The organism is Modestobacter sp. SSW1-42 (assembly GCF_046635825.1).
Taxonomy (GTDB): Bacteria; Actinomycetota; Actinomycetes; order Mycobacteriales; family Geodermatophilaceae; genus Modestobacter.
The window spans coordinates 703,599-720,400 of sequence record NZ_JBISCA010000001.1; the positions used below are offsets into that span (position 1 = coordinate 703,599).

At 75.0% G+C, this 16,802-nt stretch carries 12 protein-coding genes; 4 read left to right on the forward strand and 8 right to left on the reverse strand.

Translation table 11 applies throughout. The features are described from left to right. Positions 1 to 192 precede the first annotated feature (192 nt). A complete protein-coding gene (leuS, locus tag ACGBYP_RS03535; RefSeq protein ID WP_411581877.1) occupies positions 193 to 3,072 on the forward strand; it encodes a leucine--tRNA ligase in 2,880 nt (959 codons plus the stop codon). Positions 3,073 to 3,223: 151 nt separating this feature from the next. Here leuS and lipB read toward each other — a convergent pair whose 3' ends face one another. From lipB to ACGBYP_RS03550, 3 genes are read right to left on the reverse strand one after another with little or no spacing between them, the layout of a single operon-like run. Continuing rightward, positions 3,224 to 3,868, reverse strand: a complete 645-nt coding sequence (gene lipB, locus ACGBYP_RS03540) for a lipoyl(octanoyl) transferase LipB (RefSeq protein ID WP_411581878.1) — start codon at positions 3,866 to 3,868, stop codon at positions 3,224 to 3,226. 22 nt (positions 3,869 to 3,890) lie between these two features. Continuing rightward, positions 3,891 to 4,490, reverse strand: a complete 600-nt coding sequence (locus ACGBYP_RS03545; RefSeq protein WP_411582228.1) for a Type 1 glutamine amidotransferase-like domain-containing protein — start codon at positions 4,488 to 4,490, stop codon at positions 3,891 to 3,893. Next, the gene (locus ACGBYP_RS03550) at positions 4,394 to 5,932 is read right to left on the reverse strand and encodes an FAD-dependent oxidoreductase (RefSeq protein WP_411581879.1); all 1,539 of its coding nucleotides are present in this window, start codon (positions 5,930 to 5,932) and stop codon (positions 4,394 to 4,396) included. Before ACGBYP_RS03550 ends, ACGBYP_RS03545 begins: the two co-directional genes overlap by 97 nt. 118 nt (positions 5,933 to 6,050) lie before the next feature. Here ACGBYP_RS03550 and ACGBYP_RS03555 point away from each other — a divergent pair, with 118 nt between their 5' ends. Then, entirely contained in the window at positions 6,051 to 7,910 is a 1,860-nt protein-coding gene (locus tag ACGBYP_RS03555; protein WP_411581880.1) for a protein kinase domain-containing protein, read from the forward strand. A gap of 25 nt (positions 7,911 to 7,935) precedes the next feature. On the opposite strand, the gene ACGBYP_RS03560 is transcribed toward ACGBYP_RS03555, so the two are convergent. The 3 genes from ACGBYP_RS03560 to lpdA all read right to left on the reverse strand — a co-directional run bounded on the left by ACGBYP_RS03560 (position 7,936) and on the right by lpdA (position 12,279). After that, positions 7,936 to 8,829, reverse strand: a complete 894-nt coding sequence (locus ACGBYP_RS03560; protein ID WP_411581881.1) for a TIGR01777 family oxidoreductase — start codon at positions 8,827 to 8,829, stop codon at positions 7,936 to 7,938. Between the two features lie 129 nt (positions 8,830 to 8,958). Continuing rightward, a complete protein-coding gene (sucB, locus tag ACGBYP_RS03565; RefSeq protein ID WP_411581882.1) occupies positions 8,959 to 10,836 on the reverse strand; it encodes a 2-oxoglutarate dehydrogenase, E2 component, dihydrolipoamide succinyltransferase in 1,878 nt (625 codons plus the stop codon). Positions 10,837 to 10,896: 60 nt separating this feature from the next. Beyond that, complete coding sequence (gene lpdA / locus ACGBYP_RS03570; RefSeq protein WP_411581883.1) at positions 10,897 to 12,279, reverse strand: dihydrolipoyl dehydrogenase; 1,383 nt, start codon at positions 12,277 to 12,279, stop codon at positions 10,897 to 10,899. A gap of 157 nt (positions 12,280 to 12,436) precedes the next feature. On the opposite strand from lpdA, the gene ACGBYP_RS03575 reads away from it, so the two are divergent. Next, on the forward strand, positions 12,437 to 12,793 hold the full coding sequence (locus tag ACGBYP_RS03575) for an oxidoreductase (RefSeq protein WP_411581884.1): 357 nt from the start codon (positions 12,437 to 12,439) through the stop codon (positions 12,791 to 12,793). A gap of 24 nt (positions 12,794 to 12,817) precedes the next feature. Here ACGBYP_RS03575 and ACGBYP_RS03580 read toward each other — a convergent pair whose 3' ends face one another. After that, positions 12,818 to 14,332, reverse strand: a complete 1,515-nt coding sequence (locus tag ACGBYP_RS03580) for a leucyl aminopeptidase (RefSeq protein WP_411581885.1) — start codon at positions 14,330 to 14,332, stop codon at positions 12,818 to 12,820. 70 nt (positions 14,333 to 14,402) lie between these two features. Between ACGBYP_RS03580 and gcvT the strand changes: the two genes are divergently transcribed. Further along, complete coding sequence (gene gcvT, locus ACGBYP_RS03585) at positions 14,403 to 15,521, forward strand: glycine cleavage system aminomethyltransferase GcvT (protein ID WP_411581886.1); 1,119 nt, start codon at positions 14,403 to 14,405, stop codon at positions 15,519 to 15,521. Between the two features lie 43 nt (positions 15,522 to 15,564). On the opposite strand, the gene ACGBYP_RS03590 is transcribed toward gcvT, so the two are convergent. Continuing rightward, the gene (locus ACGBYP_RS03590) at positions 15,565 to 16,758 is read right to left on the reverse strand and encodes a YihY/virulence factor BrkB family protein (RefSeq protein ID WP_411581887.1); all 1,194 of its coding nucleotides are present in this window, start codon (positions 16,756 to 16,758) and stop codon (positions 15,565 to 15,567) included. Positions 16,759 to 16,802: the final 44 nt, after the last annotated feature.

Sequence of the window (16,802 nt, forward strand, 5' to 3'; positions counted from 1 at the left end):
ACACGCGCCGTGAGCGCGGCCACCCGCCGGATCGTCGCCGTCACCGGCCGGGCGTCGCGCTAGGATCGGCCGCGTGACCGGCGGACTCCTGCTTCTCCGGCCGTGCTGATCTCCCCGACGTAGACCAGCACGGCGACCCCTCCATGTGCGAGGGGTCTTTTCATGTCCGCCCCCTGTACCGGGAGTTCTGCGATGACCCAGACCACCGAGCCCACCGCCGACGGGGTGCCGCCGCACCGCTACACCCCCGCGCTGGCGCAGCAGATCGAACTGGCCTGGCAGGACCGCTGGGAGGCCGAGGGCACCTTCCACACGCCCAACCCGGTCGGGCCGCTGAGCGAGGGCTTCGACCGCGTGGCCGACCGGCCCAAGGCGTTCGTGATGGACATGTTCCCGTACCCCTCCGGTGCCGGCCTGCACGTCGGGCACCCGCTGGGCTACCTGGGCACCGACGTCACCAGCCGCTTCCTGCGGATGGACGGGCGCAACGTGCTGCACCCGATGGGCTACGACGCCTTCGGGCTGCCGGCCGAGCAGTACGCGGTGCAGACCGGGCAGCACCCGCGGGTGACCACCGAGGCCAACATCGCCGCGATCAGCGCGCAGCTGCGCCGGCTGGGCGTCGACCACGACACCCGCCGCACCTTCGCCACGATCGACCCGGGCTACTACAAGTGGACCCAGTGGATCTTCCGGCAGGTCTTCGAGGCGTGGTTCGACACCGAGACCGACCGGGCCCGCCCGATCCCCGAGCTGGTGGCCGAGCTGGACGCCGGCACCCGGCAGCCCGCGCCGGGTACGCTGCCCGAGGGGCAGACGTGGGGCGCGCTGGACGAGGTCGGCCGCCGCCGGGTCGTCGACGCGCACCGGCTGGCCTACCGCCACTCCGCGCCGGTCAACTGGTGCCCGGGCCTGGGCACGGTGCTCTCCAACGAGGAGGTCACCGCCGACGGCCGCTCCGAGCGCGGCAACTTCCCCGTCTTCCGGCGTCCGCTGACCCAGTGGATGATGCGGATCACCGCCTACGCCGAGCGGCTGATCGACGACCTGGACCGGCTGGACTGGTCGGACTCGCTCAAGCAGATGCAGCGCAACTGGATCGGTCGCTCCACCGGCGCCCGCATCCGGTTCGGCGTGTCCGGGGAGACCGTCGAGGTGTTCACCACCCGGCCCGACACCCTGTTCGGCGCCACCTACCTGGTGCTGGCGCCCGAGCACCCGCTGGTCGCGGCGCTGACCGCGGACGCGTGGCCGGCCGGCGCCGACCCGCGCTGGACCGGCGGCGCGGCCACCCCCGCCGAGGCCGTCGCGGCCTACCAGCTGCAGGCCTCCCGGCGCTCGGAGCTGGAGCGGCAGACCGAGGGCCGCGACAAGACCGGCGTCTGGCTGGGCGTCACCGCGCGGAACCCGCTGACGGGTGCGGACCTGCCGGTGTTCATCGCCGACTACGTGCTGACCGGCTACGGCACCGGCGCGATCATGGCGGTGCCGGGGGAGGACCAGCGCGACTGGGAGTTCGCGCAGGTCTTCGGCCTGCCGGTCGTGCGCACCGTGCAGCCGCCGGCCGACTTCGACGAGGCGTCCGGTGCGTACACCGGCACCGGCCCGATGATCAACAGCTCCAACGAGCAGCTGTCGCTGGACGGGCTGGACAAGGCCGCGGCCATCGCGGAGGTGACGGAGTGGCTGGTCGCCGGCGGCCACGGGGAGGCGACCACCACCTACAAGCTGCGTGACTGGCTGTTCAGCCGGCAGCGGTACTGGGGCGAGCCGTTCCCGATCGTCTACGACGAGAACGACCTGCCGGTCGCCGTCCCGGACTCGATGCTGCCGGTGCTGCTGCCCGAGGTCGACGACTACTCGCCGAAGACCTTCGCCGACGACGACGCCGACTCCCAGCCCGAGCCGCCGCTGTCGCGCGCCACGGAGTGGACGACGGTCACCCTCGACCTGGGCGAGGGGCCGAAGGAGTACCGCCGGGAGACGAACACGATGCCCAACTGGGCCGGGTCGTGCTGGTACTACCTGCGCTACACCGACCCGACGAACGACCAGCAGTTCGTCGACCCCGAGCTCGAGCGGTACTGGATGGGGCCGCGCGAGCCCGGCGACGTGGGCGGCGTCGACCTGTACGTCGGTGGTGTCGAGCACGCGGTGCTGCACCTGCTGTACGCCCGGTTCTGGCACAAGGTGCTGTTCGACCTGGGGCACGTGTCCAGCGAGGAGCCGTTCCGCCGGCTGGTCAACCAGGGCTACATCTCCGCCTACGCCTACACCGACGCGCGGGGCTTCTACGTGCCCGCCGCCGACGTGGTCGAGCGCGACGGGCAGTTCCTCTACGAGGGTCAGCCGGTCAACCGTGAGTACGGGAAGATCGGCAAGAGCCTGAAGAACATGATCACGCCCGACGAGATGATCGCCGCCTACGGCGCCGACACGTTCCGGGTCTATGAGATGTCGACCGGTCCGCTGGACCAGTCCCGGCCCTGGGAGACCAAGGCCGTGGTCGGGTCCGCGCGGCTGCTGGCCCGGATCTGGCGGGTCGTGGTCGACGAGGAGACCGGCGTGGTCCGGGCCGGCGACGTCGAGCCCGACGACGACACCTCGCGCGCGCTGCACCGGGCGATCGAGGCCGTGCGCGACGGCATGACGACGCTGCGGTTCAACATCGCCATCGCCCGGATCACCGAGCTGACCAACCACCTGACCGCGGCCTGCCCGCCCGGGACGGCGGTGCCCCGCTCGGTCGCCGAGTCGCTGGTGCTGCTGGTGGCCCCGCTCGCGCCGCACCTGGCCGAGGAGCTGTGGTCGCGGCTGGGCCACGCCGGGTCGGTGGCCTGGGCGCAGTTCCCGGTCGCCGACGAGCAGTGGCTGGTCGACGACACCGTCGAGGTCGCCGTGCAGGTCAACGGCAAGGTGCGCGCCCAGGTGGCCGTGCCGGCGGACGCGGACGCCGCGACCCTGGAGGCGGCGGCCCGCGCCGACGAGAAGGTCGTCGCCCAGCTCGAGGGGAAGACGGTGCGCCGCGTCATCGCCGTCCCCGGCCGCCTGGTGAACTTCGTCGTCGGCTGACCGCCGCGTCGTCCGGGACGTCGATCAGGTGACCTGATCAAAGGCCGTCCTCCTGCACCTACGTACGTGCGGGAGGACGGCCTCTGGTGCGGGAGGACGCCGAGTCGGTGCGGGAGGACGCCGAGCGAGCAGGTGGCCGCCCCGGCCGGGGTCAGGCGGGGACGGCGGTGCCGGTGAGCACCCGGCGCATCGCGGCCTCGACCGGCTCGATCGCCTCGGCCACCGTGACGTCGCGGCCGAGCTCGGCGGTCAGCGAGGTGGCCCCGGCGTCGGGGATGCCGCACGGGACCATGTTGCCGAAGGCGGCCATGTCGGGGTCGCAGTTGAGCGCGAAGCCGTGCATGGTCACGCCGCGGGCCACCCGGACGCCGATCGCGGCCACCTTGCGGTCGGGCCCGCGCTCGTCGGCGAGCACCCAGACCCCGCTGCGCCCCTCGACCTGCGCGGTGGCCAGCCCGAAGCCGGCGCAGACCTCCATCAGCGCCGCCTCCAGCCGGCGGACGTGCGCGACGACGTCGACCGGGTCGGCCAGCTGCACGATCGGGTAGCCGACCAGCTGCCCGGGACCGTGCCAGGTGATCTTGCCGCCGCGGTCGACGTCGATGACCGGCGTCCCGTCGAAGGGGCGCTCGTGCGGCTCGGTGCGCTTGCCGGCGGTGTAGACCGGCGGGTGTTCCAGCAGCAGCAGGGTGTCCGGGCCGGTGCCCGCGACCCGTCGCTCGTGCACCTCGCGCTGCAGCGCCCATGCCTGCTCGTAGGGGACCAGCCCTGCCCGCACCACCACCAGCTCGCTCATGGCCCCGAGCCTATGCCGGGTGTCAGGACAGCCGGCGGGGACGGATCGGCCGCTCCACCGCGTCGCCGTCCGGCCCGCGCTCGACCCGGTACGCGGAGGCGCCCGGCCGGTCGGCCACCGCCTCGACCAGCTCGGTCCCGCGGTAGACCAGCCCCACCCCGTCGTCGGTCGCGTACCCGGCCGGGAGCGTGCCGTCGGCGACCAGCCGGTGGTAGACCGGCCGGCGCTGCTCCTCGGAGTCGTGGTGCACGCCGTTGGAGTGCGGCAGCAGGGCCAGCCCGTCGGTGACCGGTAGCAGCTCGGGGCCGAAGGAGTCGGTGGTGCCCCCGACGTGCCAGCACAGCGACCCCGCCGACACCCCGGCCAGCACGACGCCGGCCTGCCACACCTCCTGGAACACCTCGTCCAGGCCGTGCACCCGCCAGACGGCGAGCAGGTTGGCCACACTGCCGCCGCCCACCCAGACGACGTCCTGGGCGAGCAGGTGCGCCCGGACGTCGGCGACGGTCGGCATCGGGAACAGGCTCAGGTGCGACGCCCGGACGGCGCTGCCGGCGAACGCGCCGTAGAAGGTCGCCACGCGCGCCGGGTCGTCGCCGGTCGCCGTGCCCAGGTAGGTGATCCGCGGCCGGTCGGGTCGGCCCGCCAGCTCCACGGCCAGGTCGAAGACCGGCCCGGGTGCGGCGTCGTACGGGCCACGACGGCGGGGGTGGAGCCCCATGCTGGTCGCCAGGATCGTGGGCGCGGCGGCGGGCACGGACCGAACCTACCCGGGGTCGACCGCAGCGCTCGGCGGTCGCGGCCGTCAGCCGCCGCTCCCCGGACCGGTGCCCGGCCGCCCGCCGTCAGCCGGCGCAGCACCGCGCGGGCGGTGCGGGCGCCGCTGGCCATCGCGCCCTGGATGGACGGGGTGTCCCGGTGGTCGCCGCAGACGAACAGACCCCCGCCCAGGTCGACCTGCCGGCGGTGCTGCAGCGGAGGAGTGGCGGCCGGCTGCGCGCCGGTGACGGTCACGCTGGTCAGGTGGTCGAGCTCGCCGGTCGTCACGCCGTGCGCCCGGGCGATCTCGGCCCGGAGGTCGGCCTCCCGGGTGGGCTGCAGCGTGGAGCTCGCCACCAGGGCCCGCCGGTCGGGGCTGTAGGCGGGCTGGGCGTCGGAGACCACGACGGTGTTGACCAGTCGGCCGTCGGGCCGCCCCAGCACGATGAGCGGCGCGGGCCAGGGGGAGGCCGGCAGCACGTGCAGGTGGGTGGTGACCTGTCGCGGCGCGGACGCCCCGAGCCCGGGGAGCAGCCTGCCGGCGGTGTCGGGATCGGTGGCGACGACGACGGCGTCGGCCGTCGTCGTCCCGGTGGCGGTGCGCACCGAGCGACCGTCGACCGCGATGATGCGCACCCCCAGGTGCAGGTGCCCGGGCGGCAGGCGGTCGGCCAGCTGCTGGCCGACCGCCTGCATCCCCGCCGCCGGCAGCCCCACCCGGCCCCGGACGAAGCTGCGCCACACCAGGTCCAGGTAGCGGCTGGAGGTGGTCAGCCGGTCCTCCAGCAGCACCCCGGACAGGAAGGGCCGCAGGAACGACTCCAGCGCCTGCTCACCGACGCCTGCGGCACGCAGCGCCTCCGCGGCGGTCCGCTCCGGGGCCGCCAGCAGCCGGGACACCGGCAGGTAGCCCGCCCGGGCGGAGAAGGCGGCCAGTGCCGCCTTCCGGGGCAGGCCCCCGATCGGCGCCCGCACCGTGTCCAGCAGTGTGCCGGGGTGCTGGCGGGGGTCGACGACGCGGCGCGGGCCGGTGTCGCCCTGCACGACGGCCCCGGTCCAGAACCACCCCATGTCCAGCGCGGCGAGGTCGAGGTCGGCGACCCGCGGGTAGCCGGTGTTGAGCACCTGGAAGCCCCGGTCGACGGTGAACCCGTCGACCCGGGTCGTGGTCAGTCGCCCGCCGACGTGGTCGGCGGCGTCGACCAGGTGGACGTCGCGGCCGGCGGCGGCCAGCCGGGTCGCGGCGGACAGCCCGGCCAGGCCGGCGCCGACCACCAGCACCTCGGCGCGGAAGGGCAGGGTCATGCCCCGAACCTAGGCGCTGGCCGCCGCCGACGTCCCGCGGCAGCCCGCCCTGTGGACGCCGCGGCCGCCTGTGGACAGCGCCGGTGCCCCGTCGGCCGCAGGCCCTACGGTCCCCGGCATGCCTGCGCACCCCGGCCCGACCGCGGCCCCCGTCGTGCCCGGACACGTGCTGGAGGAGCTCCTCGGCCGGGGCGGGTCCGGTGAGGTGTGGCGGGCCCGCCCGCGCGCCGGCGGACCACCGGTGGCGGTCAAGGTGCTCGTCCGCGGCGACCCGGAGCGTCAGGAGCGGGAGGCGGCGCTGCTGGGCGAGCTGGACCACCCGCACCTGGTCCACCTGCACGAGGTGGTCCGCCGCGAGGTGCGTGGCGCACCGGCGCAGGTCGCGCTGGTGCTCGACCTGCTCGAGGGCGGCAGCCTGGCCACCCTGCTCGCCCGGCGTGGGCGCCTGCGCCCCGGGGAGGTGGTCACCACGGTCGCACCGGTGGCCGCCGCGCTGGCGCATGCGCACGACCGCGGCGTCGTGCACGGCGACCTGTCACCGGGCAACATCGTCTTCACCGCCGAGGGGCGGCCGGTGCTGACCGACCTGGGCACCGCCCGGCTGGTCGGCGACACGGCGCGGGCGGAGGTGACCCCGGCCTACGTCGACCCGGTGGTCGCCCGCGGTGGGGCACCCGGTCCCGCCTCCGACGTCTTCGGGGTGGCCGCCGCGGCGTTCCACGCTCTCACCGGCGTCGCGCCGTGGAACGCCGCGGAGCCGCGCGGCACGCTCACCGTCGCCGCCACCGGTCGGCTGCCCGACCTCGCGCTGCTGGCTCCCGAGGCACCGGAGGAGCTGGTCCGCGTGGTGCTGCGCGGCCTGTCGGACGAGCCGCACGAGCGCGGGTCCGCAGCCGCCTTCGCCCTCGACCTGCGCCACGCCTGCCGGCCCGAGCCGGTGCGCCTGCCGGTCGCGGGGGTGCCCGACGCCGAGCTCGCCGTCACCGGTCGCGGACCGCGCACCGAGCTGACCCACCAGGTGCCCGGGCAGCGGCCTCGCGCCGCGCACGCAGCCGCCGCGCCGGACAGCCCGGCCGTGCGGGCGCGGCGGTGGCTGGCCGATCGCCCCGGAGCCGGCGGGCGGCTGCGGGCGGCCACCCGCCGGACGGCGCTGGCGGCGGCCGTGCTGCTGGCGGTGGCCAGTGCCCTGGCCGGCGCTGTCTGGCTGGGGTCGAGCTGGGGCAGGTCCGGTGAGCCGGTGCCGGCCGCGGTCGCCGCTCCGGCCCCCGACGACGCCACGACGCCGCACGCCGCTCCCGACCCCGGACCGCTCACGACCCCGCCGCCGGCGGCGGCCACCGGGCTCCCGAGCGCCCCGGCCCGGCCCGCGGAGCCCAGCGTCGAGCCGACGGGTGGGCCGGCCGGCGGGTCACCGGAGACACCTTCCGGAGCCGCGCCGCAGGACCCCAGCGGGGCGCCGGCGGGCTCGGGCGGCCCACCGGAGCCGGCGACAGACGCCCCGTCGGCTGGTGCCGCGACGGCCGGCCCACCGGCGTCCCCGGCCGACCAGCCGGATGCTCCGGCGGACGACGCCGGGTGGGCCGCGCTGGTCGGCGAGCTGTACCAGCGCCGCGCGGCGGCCTTCGCCGCCGGTGACCCGGCCGCGCTCACCGCCGTGCACGCCCCGGGCAGCTCGTTGCTCACGCGGGACACCGAGCAGCTGACGGCGCTGCGCTCCGCCGGTCAGGTGGTCGACGGGTTCGACCCCCAGCTCCGAGAGGTGCTGAGGGTGACCGCCGAGTCGCCCGCGCGCGTGCGGGTGCTGCTGGTCGACGCGCTGCCGGCCTACCGGACCGGTGTCCCGTCACCGGGCGCCCACGGCCTCTCCGAGGGCGCCCAGCAGGTGCCCGGCCGGGGTGCTGCCCGGGTGGAGCTGGTGCTCGTCCGCACCGACGCCGGCTGGCGGATCGCCGAGGGCGGGCTGGTGGGCGGTGGCTGACGCCGCGTGGCGGAGGAGGAGCTGGTCAGCCCCTGCCGAGCGCCTGGGCGAGGGCCGCGCGCAGGTCGGTGACCGAGAACTCGTACCCCGCCGCCTGCAGCGCGGCCGGCACGGCGCGCTGGCCCGCCAGCGCGCCCACCTGAGCGAACTCGCCCAACACGACCTTCAGGGCGATCCCCGGCACCGTCAGCAGCGCGGGCCGGTGGACCACGTCGGCCAGCGCGGCGGTGAACTCCGCATTGGTCACCGGCGTGGGAGCGGTGAGGTTGACCGGGCCGGAGACCGAGGCGGTGAGCAGGAAGCGGATCGCGTCGACCTCGTCGGCCAGGCTGATCCAGGGCATGTACTGCCGGCCGTTGCCGAGCTTGCCGCCCAGGCCGAGCTTGAACAGCGGGGCGAGCCGGCCCAGCAGCCCGCCGCGGGCGAGCACCAGCCCGGTGCGCAGGGTGGCCACCCGGACCCCGGCGTCCGCGGCGGGGGCGGTGGCCGCCTCCCAGGCGACGCAGACGTCGGCGAGGAAGTCCGAGCCGGGCGCCGCGTCCTCCTCGACGACCCGGTCGCCGGTGTCGCCGTACCAGCCCACCGCCGAGGCGGACAGGAGCACCCGGTCCCGGGCGGGGGCGGCGGCGAGCGCCTGGCTGACCGTGGTGGTGGCGTCGACACGGCTGCTGAGGACCGCGCGCTTGTGCGCGGCCGTCCAGCGGTGGTCGGCCACCCCGACGCCGGCCAGGTTGACCACGGCGTCGACGTCGTCGAACAGATCCGGGGGGAGCCGGTGGTGGGTGGGCTCCCAGCGGTGCTCGTCGGCGGTCCGCGGGGTGCGGCGCACCAGCCGCAGGACCTCGTGCCCGTCGGCGACCAGCCGCGGGACCAGGGCCGACCCGATCAGGCCCGAGGACCCGGTCACGGCGATCTTCATCGAGCTCTCCCAGGGTGGCGACGCACGGACCGGCCGCGCGGCCGGAGAGAGACCGAGGGCCCCGGCAGGTGCCAGGGCCCTCGGTGGCCCGTCCGCCGGCTCAGCCGAGCCGGCGGACGGGGTCGTTCGTCAGGCCAGGCCGAGGTCGCCGGAGAACTGGCCGGCCTCGAGCCGCTCCTTCATGGTGACCAGGAAGCGGGCGGCGTCGGCGCCGTCGACGATCCGGTGGTCGTAGCTCAGCGCGAGGTAGACCATCGAGCGGACCGCGACGACCTCGCCGAGCTCGGCGTCCTTGACGACCACCGGGCGCTTCACCACCGCACCGAGGCCCAGGATGGCGACCTGCGGCTGGTTGATGATCGGGGTGTCGAACAGGGCCCCCCGGCTGCCGGTGTTGGTCAGCGTGAACGTGCCGCCACCCAGCTCGTCCGGCGTGATCTTGTTGATCCGGGTGCGCTCGGCCAGGTCGGCGATCTTGCGTGCCAGGCCCGGGATGTTGAGGTCACCGGCGCCGTGGATGACCGGCACCAGCAGCCCGCGCTCGGTGTCGACGGCGATGCCGAGGTTCTCGCTGTCGTGGTAGGTGACCGTGCCGGCCTCGAGGTCGACCGAGGAGTTGACGACCGGGTGCTGCTTGAGCGCCTCGATCGCGGCCTTGGCGAAGAACGGCAGGAACGACAGCTTGACGCCCTCGCGGCCGGCGAAGTCGTTCTTCACCTGGTCGCGCAGGCGCGCGATCTTGGTGACGTCGACCTCGACCACGGTGGTCAGCTGGGCGCTGACCTGCAGCGACTCGATCATCCGCTTGGCGATGACCGTGCGCAGCCGGGACAGCTTCTCGGTGCGCCCGCGCAGCGAGGAGCTGGGCGTGGCGGCCGGCGACGGCGTGCGGGACGACGACGGGGCGGCAGCGGGAGCGGCCGGGGCCGGGGTGGCCGCTGCGGCCTTGGCCTTCTCCGCGGCGGCCAGCACGTCCTGCTTGCGGATGCGGCCACCGACGCCGGTGCCCTCGACCGTGGACAGGTCGACGCCCTGCTCGGCGGCCAGGCGGCGCACCAGCGGGGTCACGTAGGCCCCGGAACCCTCGGGGGCGGGCGCTGCCGCCGGCCGCGAGGCGGGGGCGACGGCCTGCGCCGGCGAGGGGTTGTCGGTGGGGGACTGGGTCGGCATGACGCCGCCGGAGCCGTAGTCCGCACCGGGCTGGCCGGTGCTCGTGTTGGCCTCGACGGGGGTCGGGGAGACCTCCTGGGGCGCCGGGGCCGGGGCGTCGGTCCTCGGGGCCGCCGGGAGCGGCTCCTCGGCGGCCGGGGCCGGGCTCGAGGCGGGTGCCGCGGCCGGGGTGGCCGGCGTCGCGGCGGGCGCGCTGCCGGCGGTGCCGATGACGGCCAGTTCGGCGCCGACGTCGACGGTCTCGTCCTCGCCCACGGTGATCGACAGCAGGGTGCCCGACACCGGCGACGGGATCTCGGTGTCGACCTTGTCGGTGGACACCTCCAGCAGCGGCTCGTCGGCGGTGACCTCGTCGCCCACGGCCTTGAGCCAGCGGGTGACGGTGCCCTCGGTGACGCTCTCGCCCAGCGCCGGCATGGTCACGGTGGTGCCCTCACCGCCACCGGACCCGGCGTCGCCCTGGGACGCAGCCGCCGGGGCGGTGGCCTCCTGTGCCGGGGCGGCGGGCGCCTCGGCAGCGGGCTCCTCGGCGGCCGGGGCCTGCTGCACGGGGGCGGCCGGAGCCTCCTCCTGGGCCGGGGCGGCGGGAGCGGCGTTGTCACCGCCGCCGATCACCGCCAGCTCCGCGCCGACCGACACGGTCTCGTCCTCCGCGACGACGATCTTGGTGAGCACGCCGGCGGCGGGGGAGGGGATCTCCGTGTCGACCTTGTCGGTGGAGACCTCGAGGAGGGGCTCGTCGACCTCGACCTGGTCACCCTCCTGCTTCAACCAACGGGTGACCGTGCCCTCGGTGACGCTCTCGCCCAGGGCGGGCATGGTGACGGACGTCGGCATCGAAGGCAGGTCTCCTCAGGTCGTGGGGTGCGTTGCGGGGTGGATCGGGGTCGAGCAGGGTCAGCTGTGCGCGTGCAGCGGCTTGCCCGCCAGCACGAGCGCGGCCTCGCCGAGGGCCTCGCTGAGCGTGGGGTGCGGGTGGATCAGCTGGGCGACCTCGTCGGGGAGGGCCTCCCAGTTGTAGATGAGCTGGGCCTCGGCGATCAGGTCGCCCACCCGGCTGCCGACCATGTGCACGCCGACGACCGGGCCGCCGTCGGCGGTGCGGATCAGCTTCACCGCTCCGGCGGTCTTGAGGATGGCGGCGCGCCCGTTGCCGGCGAGGTCGTACGTGGCGATCTCGAGCTCGCCGTACCGCTCCTTGGCCTGGGCCTCGGTCAGGCCGACGGAGGCGACCTCGGGCTCGGAGTAGGTGACGCGCGGGACGCCCGCGTAGTCGATCGGCACGACCGGCAGGCCGGCCAGCCGCTCGGCGACCAGGATGCCCTCACCGAAGCCGACGTGGGCCAGTTGCAGGGTGGGCACCAGGTCGCCGACGGCGGAGATGGTGGGCACGTTGGTCTGCATGTACTCGTCGACGAGGACGTAGCCGCGGTCCATGGCGACCCCGGCCTCCTCGTAGCCCAGGCCCTGGCTGACCGGACCGCGGCCGACGGCGACGAGCACCAGCTCGGCCTCGAACTCCTTGCCGTTCTCCAGCGAGACCTTCACGCCGTCGGCGGTCGTCTCGACCTTGGCGACCCGGCTGCCCAGGGAGAAGTCGATCTTGCGGCGGCGGAACGCGCGCTCGAGGAGCTTGGAGGAGGACTCGTCCTCCAGCGGGACCAGGTGCGGCAGGCCCTCGACGATGGTGACGTCGACGCCGAAGGACTTCCAGGCGCTGGCGAACTCGCAGCCGATGACGCCGCCGCCCAGGATGATCGCGGAGCTGGGCACGCGGTCCAGGGCCAGCGCGTGATCGCTGGTGATGACCTTGGTGCCGTCGATCTCGATGCCGGGCAGCGAGCGGGCGTAGGACCCGGTGGCCAGCAGGACGTGCTTGCCCTCGTACCGGGTGCCGTCGACCTCGACCGCGGTGGGGGAGACCAGCCGGCCCTCACCGGTGACGATCGTGATCCCGCGGCTCTTGATCAGCCCGGTCAGGCCCTTGAAGTTCTTGGAGATGACGCCGTCCTTGTAGGCGTTCACCCCGTCCATGTCGATGCCCGAGAGGGTCGACTTGACGCCGAACTGCTCGCCCTCGCGGGCGTTGTCGGCGACCTCGGCGGTGTGCAGCAGCGCCTTGGTCGGGATGCAGCCCCGGTGCAGGCAGGTGCCGCCGACCTTGTCCTTCTCGATCAGCACGACGGACATGCCGAGCTCGGAGGCGCGCAGCGCCGCGGCGTAGCCACCGGAGCCACCACCGAGGATGACCAGGTCAGCGGGGGTGGTGGGTGCGCTCACAAGTGCTCCTCAGTGCTGGGTGACCCGGTGTGGTGCCGGGCACAACGATCGTGCGCCTGCCCATCCTGCCACTCCCGGGAACGGCGCGTCCGGGTGCTCCGTTCTCTGGCTGCGTGCGTCGCCGAGCAGGGTGCGTCGCGAGGGACGGGAGCAGGGCATGGGGCTGATGGACCGACTGCGCGGACGCCGCGCGCGACCCGGGACCGGGCCGGGGCGGCGCGGCACGCTGGACCGCGCGTCCGGGTCCTCCGACCTCCGGCACCTGGAGGAGTTCGTGGCCACCCGGCGCGGCGTCGAGGGCTTCGTCGAGCCCCGCACGGCCGTCACCGAGACGACGATCCTGCTCGTCGCCGCCGACGGGGAGTGGACGCGACGGCGGATCGACGGTCCGGAGACCGCTCGCAGGCTGTCCCGCGACCTCGCCGTCCCGGTCTACGACGCGCAGGTGACCGGCTACCCGCAGCGCATGCGGGACTGGAACCGCGACCACCCGCAGGGTCCCGCCACGCGGTGAGCGCGGCGGCACCCGGCGAGGGCACTAGGCCCGGGCGATGAGGTCCTCGATGGTGGCCAGCAGGGTGCGCACCGGCACGCCGGTGCCGCCCTTGGTCGTGTAGCCCCAGGCGCCGCCGGTGTTGTAGGCCGGGCCGGCCACGTCGATGTGCGCCCACGGCAGGCCCGAGGGCACGAACTCGGCGAGGAAGTGCCCGCCGACGAGCATGCCGCCCATCCGGTCGGGGTTGGCGTTGACCAGGTCGGCCACCGACGAGTCCAGGCCACGGCGCAGCTCGGCCGGCAGGGGCATCGGCCACATCGGCTCGCCGCTGCGCCGGCTGGCGGCCACGACGGCGTCCCGCAGGTCGTCGCTGCCCATGACACCGGAGGTGCGGGTGCCCAGCGCCACCAGCTGGGCACCGGTGAGCGTGGAGGTCTCCAGCAGGTGGGCGGGGGAGTCCTCGACCGCGCGGCAGATCGCGTCGGCCAGCACGACCCGGCCCTCGGCGTCGGTGTTGGTGATCTCGGCCTTCTTCCCGTTGCGGAAGGTGACCACGTCGGCGGGCCGGTAGGCGGTGCCGCTGGGCAGGTTCTCCGCGATCGGGACGGTGGCGGTGACGTCGACCGGCAGGCCGAGCTCGGCGACCAGGCACACGGTGGCGATGACGGCCGCGGCGCCGGCCATGTCGCTCTTCATGTCCTCCATGTGCGCGGCCGGCTTGATCGAGATGCCGCCGCTGTCGAAGGTGATGCCCTTGCCGACCAGCGCGACGCTCGTCCTGGCCTTCCGGCCCCGGTACTCCAGACGCAGCAGTCGCGGCGGCCGCGAGGAGCCGCCGCCCACGGCGAGGATGCCGCCGTAACCGCCGGCGGCGAGCGCCTTCTCGTCGAGCACCTCCACCGACAGGCCGGCCTTCTTGCCCGCAGCCGCCCCGCGGGCGGCCAGCTCGGCCGGGTACAGGTCGTTGGGCGGGGTGTTGACCAGGTCGCGGACCAGCGTCACGGCCGAGGCGACGGCGCGCACCCGGGCCAGCGGGCCCTTCGCGGCGCCGGCGTCCGGGACGACCAGCTCGAACGACGACGGCGGCGTGGGCCGGTCGGCGGGCAGCGCGGACTTGTAGGCGGTGAACTCGTAGGCGCCGAGCAGGGAGCCCTCGCCGACGGCGTGCAGGCGCTCGGCCTCCGGCGCGCCACCGACGGCGGCCAGCAGCGTGACCACCGCACCGCGGCCGGTCAGCGCGCGGCTGGAGGCACCGGCGGCCCGTCGGACCGCCTCCGGCGACCAGCTGCCGCCGGCGTCGGGCGCGCCGAGGCCGGCCACCGCCACGACCGGGAACGGCCCCTGGCCGAAGGTCGGCAGCTTGACGACCTCGTCCTCGGCGCCCGTGGCGCCCAGGTCGGCCAGCGCGGTGAGCAGGCGGCCGCCGAGCAGCCGGTCGACCGCGTCGGCCCCGGGGGTGCTGAGCAGGCCGTTCGGGCCCTTGCCCACCCCGACGACGACGGCGTCGGCGGAGAGCTTCTCGAGCGGGCGGTCGGTGGCGGAGATCGTCGGCGGCACGGGACGATCGTAGGGAGGTGGTGAGGACGGCGTACGACCGGCGTGGCGACGACCACTAGCGTGCTCGGTCGTGACCTCCCCCCTCCTGTCGCCCCTGCACGACCGGCACGTCGCCGCCGGCGCGAAGTTCGCCGACTTCGGCGGCTGGTCGATGCCGATCGAGTACACCGGCGGCGGGGTGCTGGCCGAGCACACCGCGGTGCGCGAGGGCGTCGGCCTCTTCGACGTCTCCCACCTCGGGACGGCGACGGTCCGCGGGTCCGGGGCGGCGGACTTCGTGAACTCCTGCCTGACCAACGACCTGGGCCGGATCGGCCCGGGGCAGGCGCAGTACACGCTGTGCTGCGTGGCCGACGGGCCGCAGGCCGGCGGGGTCGTCGACGACCTCATCGTCTACCTGCACGGCCCGGACGACGTCCTGCTGGTGCCCAACGCCGCCAACGCCGCCGACGTGCTGGCCCGGCTGTCCGCGGCTGCGCCGGCCGGGGTCACCGTCACCGACCGGCACACCGAGGTCGCCGTCCTGGCGCTGCAGGGGCCGCGCTCGGCGGAGGTGCTGGCCGCGGTGGGCCTGCCGGGCTCGCTGTCCTACATGTCCTTCGCCGAGACCCCCGGGTCCGGCGGTGACGAGGTCACCGTCTGCCGCACCGGCTACACCGGCGAGCACGGCTATGAGCTGCTCGTCGCCGCCGACCGCGCCGGGCTGCTGTGGGACGCGCTGCTGGCCGCCGGCGCGCCCGAGCAGATCCGCCCGTGCGGCCTCGGCGCCCGCGACACCCTGCGCACCGAGATGGGGTACCCGCTGCACGGCCACGAGCTGTCGCTGGACATCACCCCGAACCAGGCGCGCTCGGGCTGGGCGGTGGGCTGGGGGAAGGAGGCCTTCTGGGGCCGTGACGCGCTGCTGGCGGAGAAGGCGGCCGGCCCGGCCCGGCAGCTGTGGGGCCTGCAGGCGCCGGGCCGGGGCATCCCCCGCCCGGGCATGGCGGTGCTGTCCGCCGACGGGACGCAGGTCGGTGAGGTGACCAGCGGGACGTTCTCCCCGACGCTGCGCACCGGCATCGCCCTGGCGCTGCTCGACACCGCCGCCGGCCTGACCGAGGGTGACGAGGTGGCCGTCGACGTCCGGGGCCGTCCGCAGCCGGTCGTCGTCCGCAAGCCCCCGTTCGTCGAGTCGCACGTGCGCTGAGGCGCGTCGGCCCGCCGACCCCGACGGCCGAGGGCCGAGGAGGTCAGGCGTTGGCCTTGGCCTTGGCCTCCTCCTCGTCCTTCTTGCTCGGCACCGGCGGGTCGGCGACCTCGTCGGCCATGGTGGCGTCGCGCTCGCCCATCGGCTGGGGCTCGCCCTTGGTGGTGTCCACCGCGGTCTGGTGCTCGGTCTCGGAGTTGATCTCCGCGCCCAGCAGGACCAGGAAGACGGTCAGCTGCAGCCAGAGCATGAGCACGATGACGCCGGCGATCGCGCCGTAGGTCTTGTCGTAGGACCCGAAGTTGTCGACGTAGAAGCTGAACAGCAGGCTGATCACCGCCCAGATCACGGTGACGACGACCGACCCGAGGCTCACCCAACGGAACTTCGGTGCGTCACGGTCGGGGGCGACCCGGTAGAGCACCGACAGCGCCCCCGACATCACCCCGAGCAGCAGGACCCAGCGGAGGACCTGGGCCAGGATCGTCCCGAAGACGCCCAGCGGCAGGGCGTCGAGCACCACGGGGACGACGGCCACCAGGGAGAAGGTGATCAGGACGAAGACGATCGCACCCAGGGTCAGCGCCAGGGAGAGCAGCCGCAGCTTGACGAAGTTGCGGGTCTCGACCTCGTCGTAGGCGATGTTGACGGCCTTGATCAGGTTCCCGACACCGCCGGAGGCGCTCCACAGCGCGCCGAGGATCGAGATGATCAGGCTCACCGTCAGCGCGCCACCGCTGTTGGACGTGATCGCGGTGAGCTGGTCGGCGAGCAGCGACTGGGCGCTCTCGGGCAGCTGGTCCGACAGCGACTCGATCTGCCGGGCCACCGTCTCCGGTGAGGCGATGAGGCCGTACAGCGAGATGGCCGCGATCAGCGCCGGGAAGATCGCCAGGAACCCGAAGAACGCCACGCCGCCGCCGATGATCGGCATGTTGTCCGCGCCGTTCTCCGCCCACGCCCGCTTGACGATCTGCAGCCAGCCGCGCGCCGGGATGTCGGTGGGCTTCTCGGCGTGCACGCCGGGCAGCTCGGCCTCGCTGGGCACCTCGGGGGCGGGGCGCTCGGCCTCCCGGCGCTCGGTGGCCACGGCCGTGGCGCTGGTGGCGCCGGTGTGGGGCGCCGGGTCGGTGGCGCGGTCGGCGCCGGCCCGGGCCGCGGCCCGGCGCTCGGCCTTCTCCTGCACGCGCTGGCGGATGCGCTCGACGGCGCTGTCCGCCCGGCCGGTGTCGACCATCAGGGCAGTCCTTCGTCTGGGGTGAGCGGGGGGGAGTGCGGTCG

Bases quoted from the DNA above. Each gene is read 5' to 3' on its own strand.
- ACGBYP_RS03590 (WP_411581887.1), bottom strand. From the start codon at position 16,758: ATGGTCGACACCGGCCGGGCGGACAGCGCCGTCGAGCGCATCCGCCAG.
- sucB (WP_411581882.1), bottom strand. From the start codon at position 10,836: ATGCCGACGTCCGTCACCATGCCCGCCCTGGGCGAGAGCGTCACCGAG.
- ACGBYP_RS03560 (WP_411581881.1), bottom strand. From the start codon at position 8,829: ATGAAGATCGCCGTGACCGGGTCCTCGGGCCTGATCGGGTCGGCCCTG.
- ACGBYP_RS03550 (WP_411581879.1), bottom strand. From the start codon at position 5,932: ATGACCCTGCCCTTCCGCGCCGAGGTGCTGGTGGTCGGCGCCGGCCTG.
- leuS (WP_411581877.1), top strand. From the start codon at position 193: ATGACCCAGACCACCGAGCCCACCGCCGACGGGGTGCCGCCGCACCGC.
- lipB (WP_411581878.1), bottom strand. From the start codon at position 3,868: ATGAGCGAGCTGGTGGTGGTGCGGGCAGGGCTGGTCCCCTACGAGCAG.
- ACGBYP_RS03555 (WP_411581880.1), top strand. From the start codon at position 6,051: ATGCCTGCGCACCCCGGCCCGACCGCGGCCCCCGTCGTGCCCGGACAC.
- ACGBYP_RS03575 (WP_411581884.1), top strand. From the start codon at position 12,437: ATGGGGCTGATGGACCGACTGCGCGGACGCCGCGCGCGACCCGGGACC.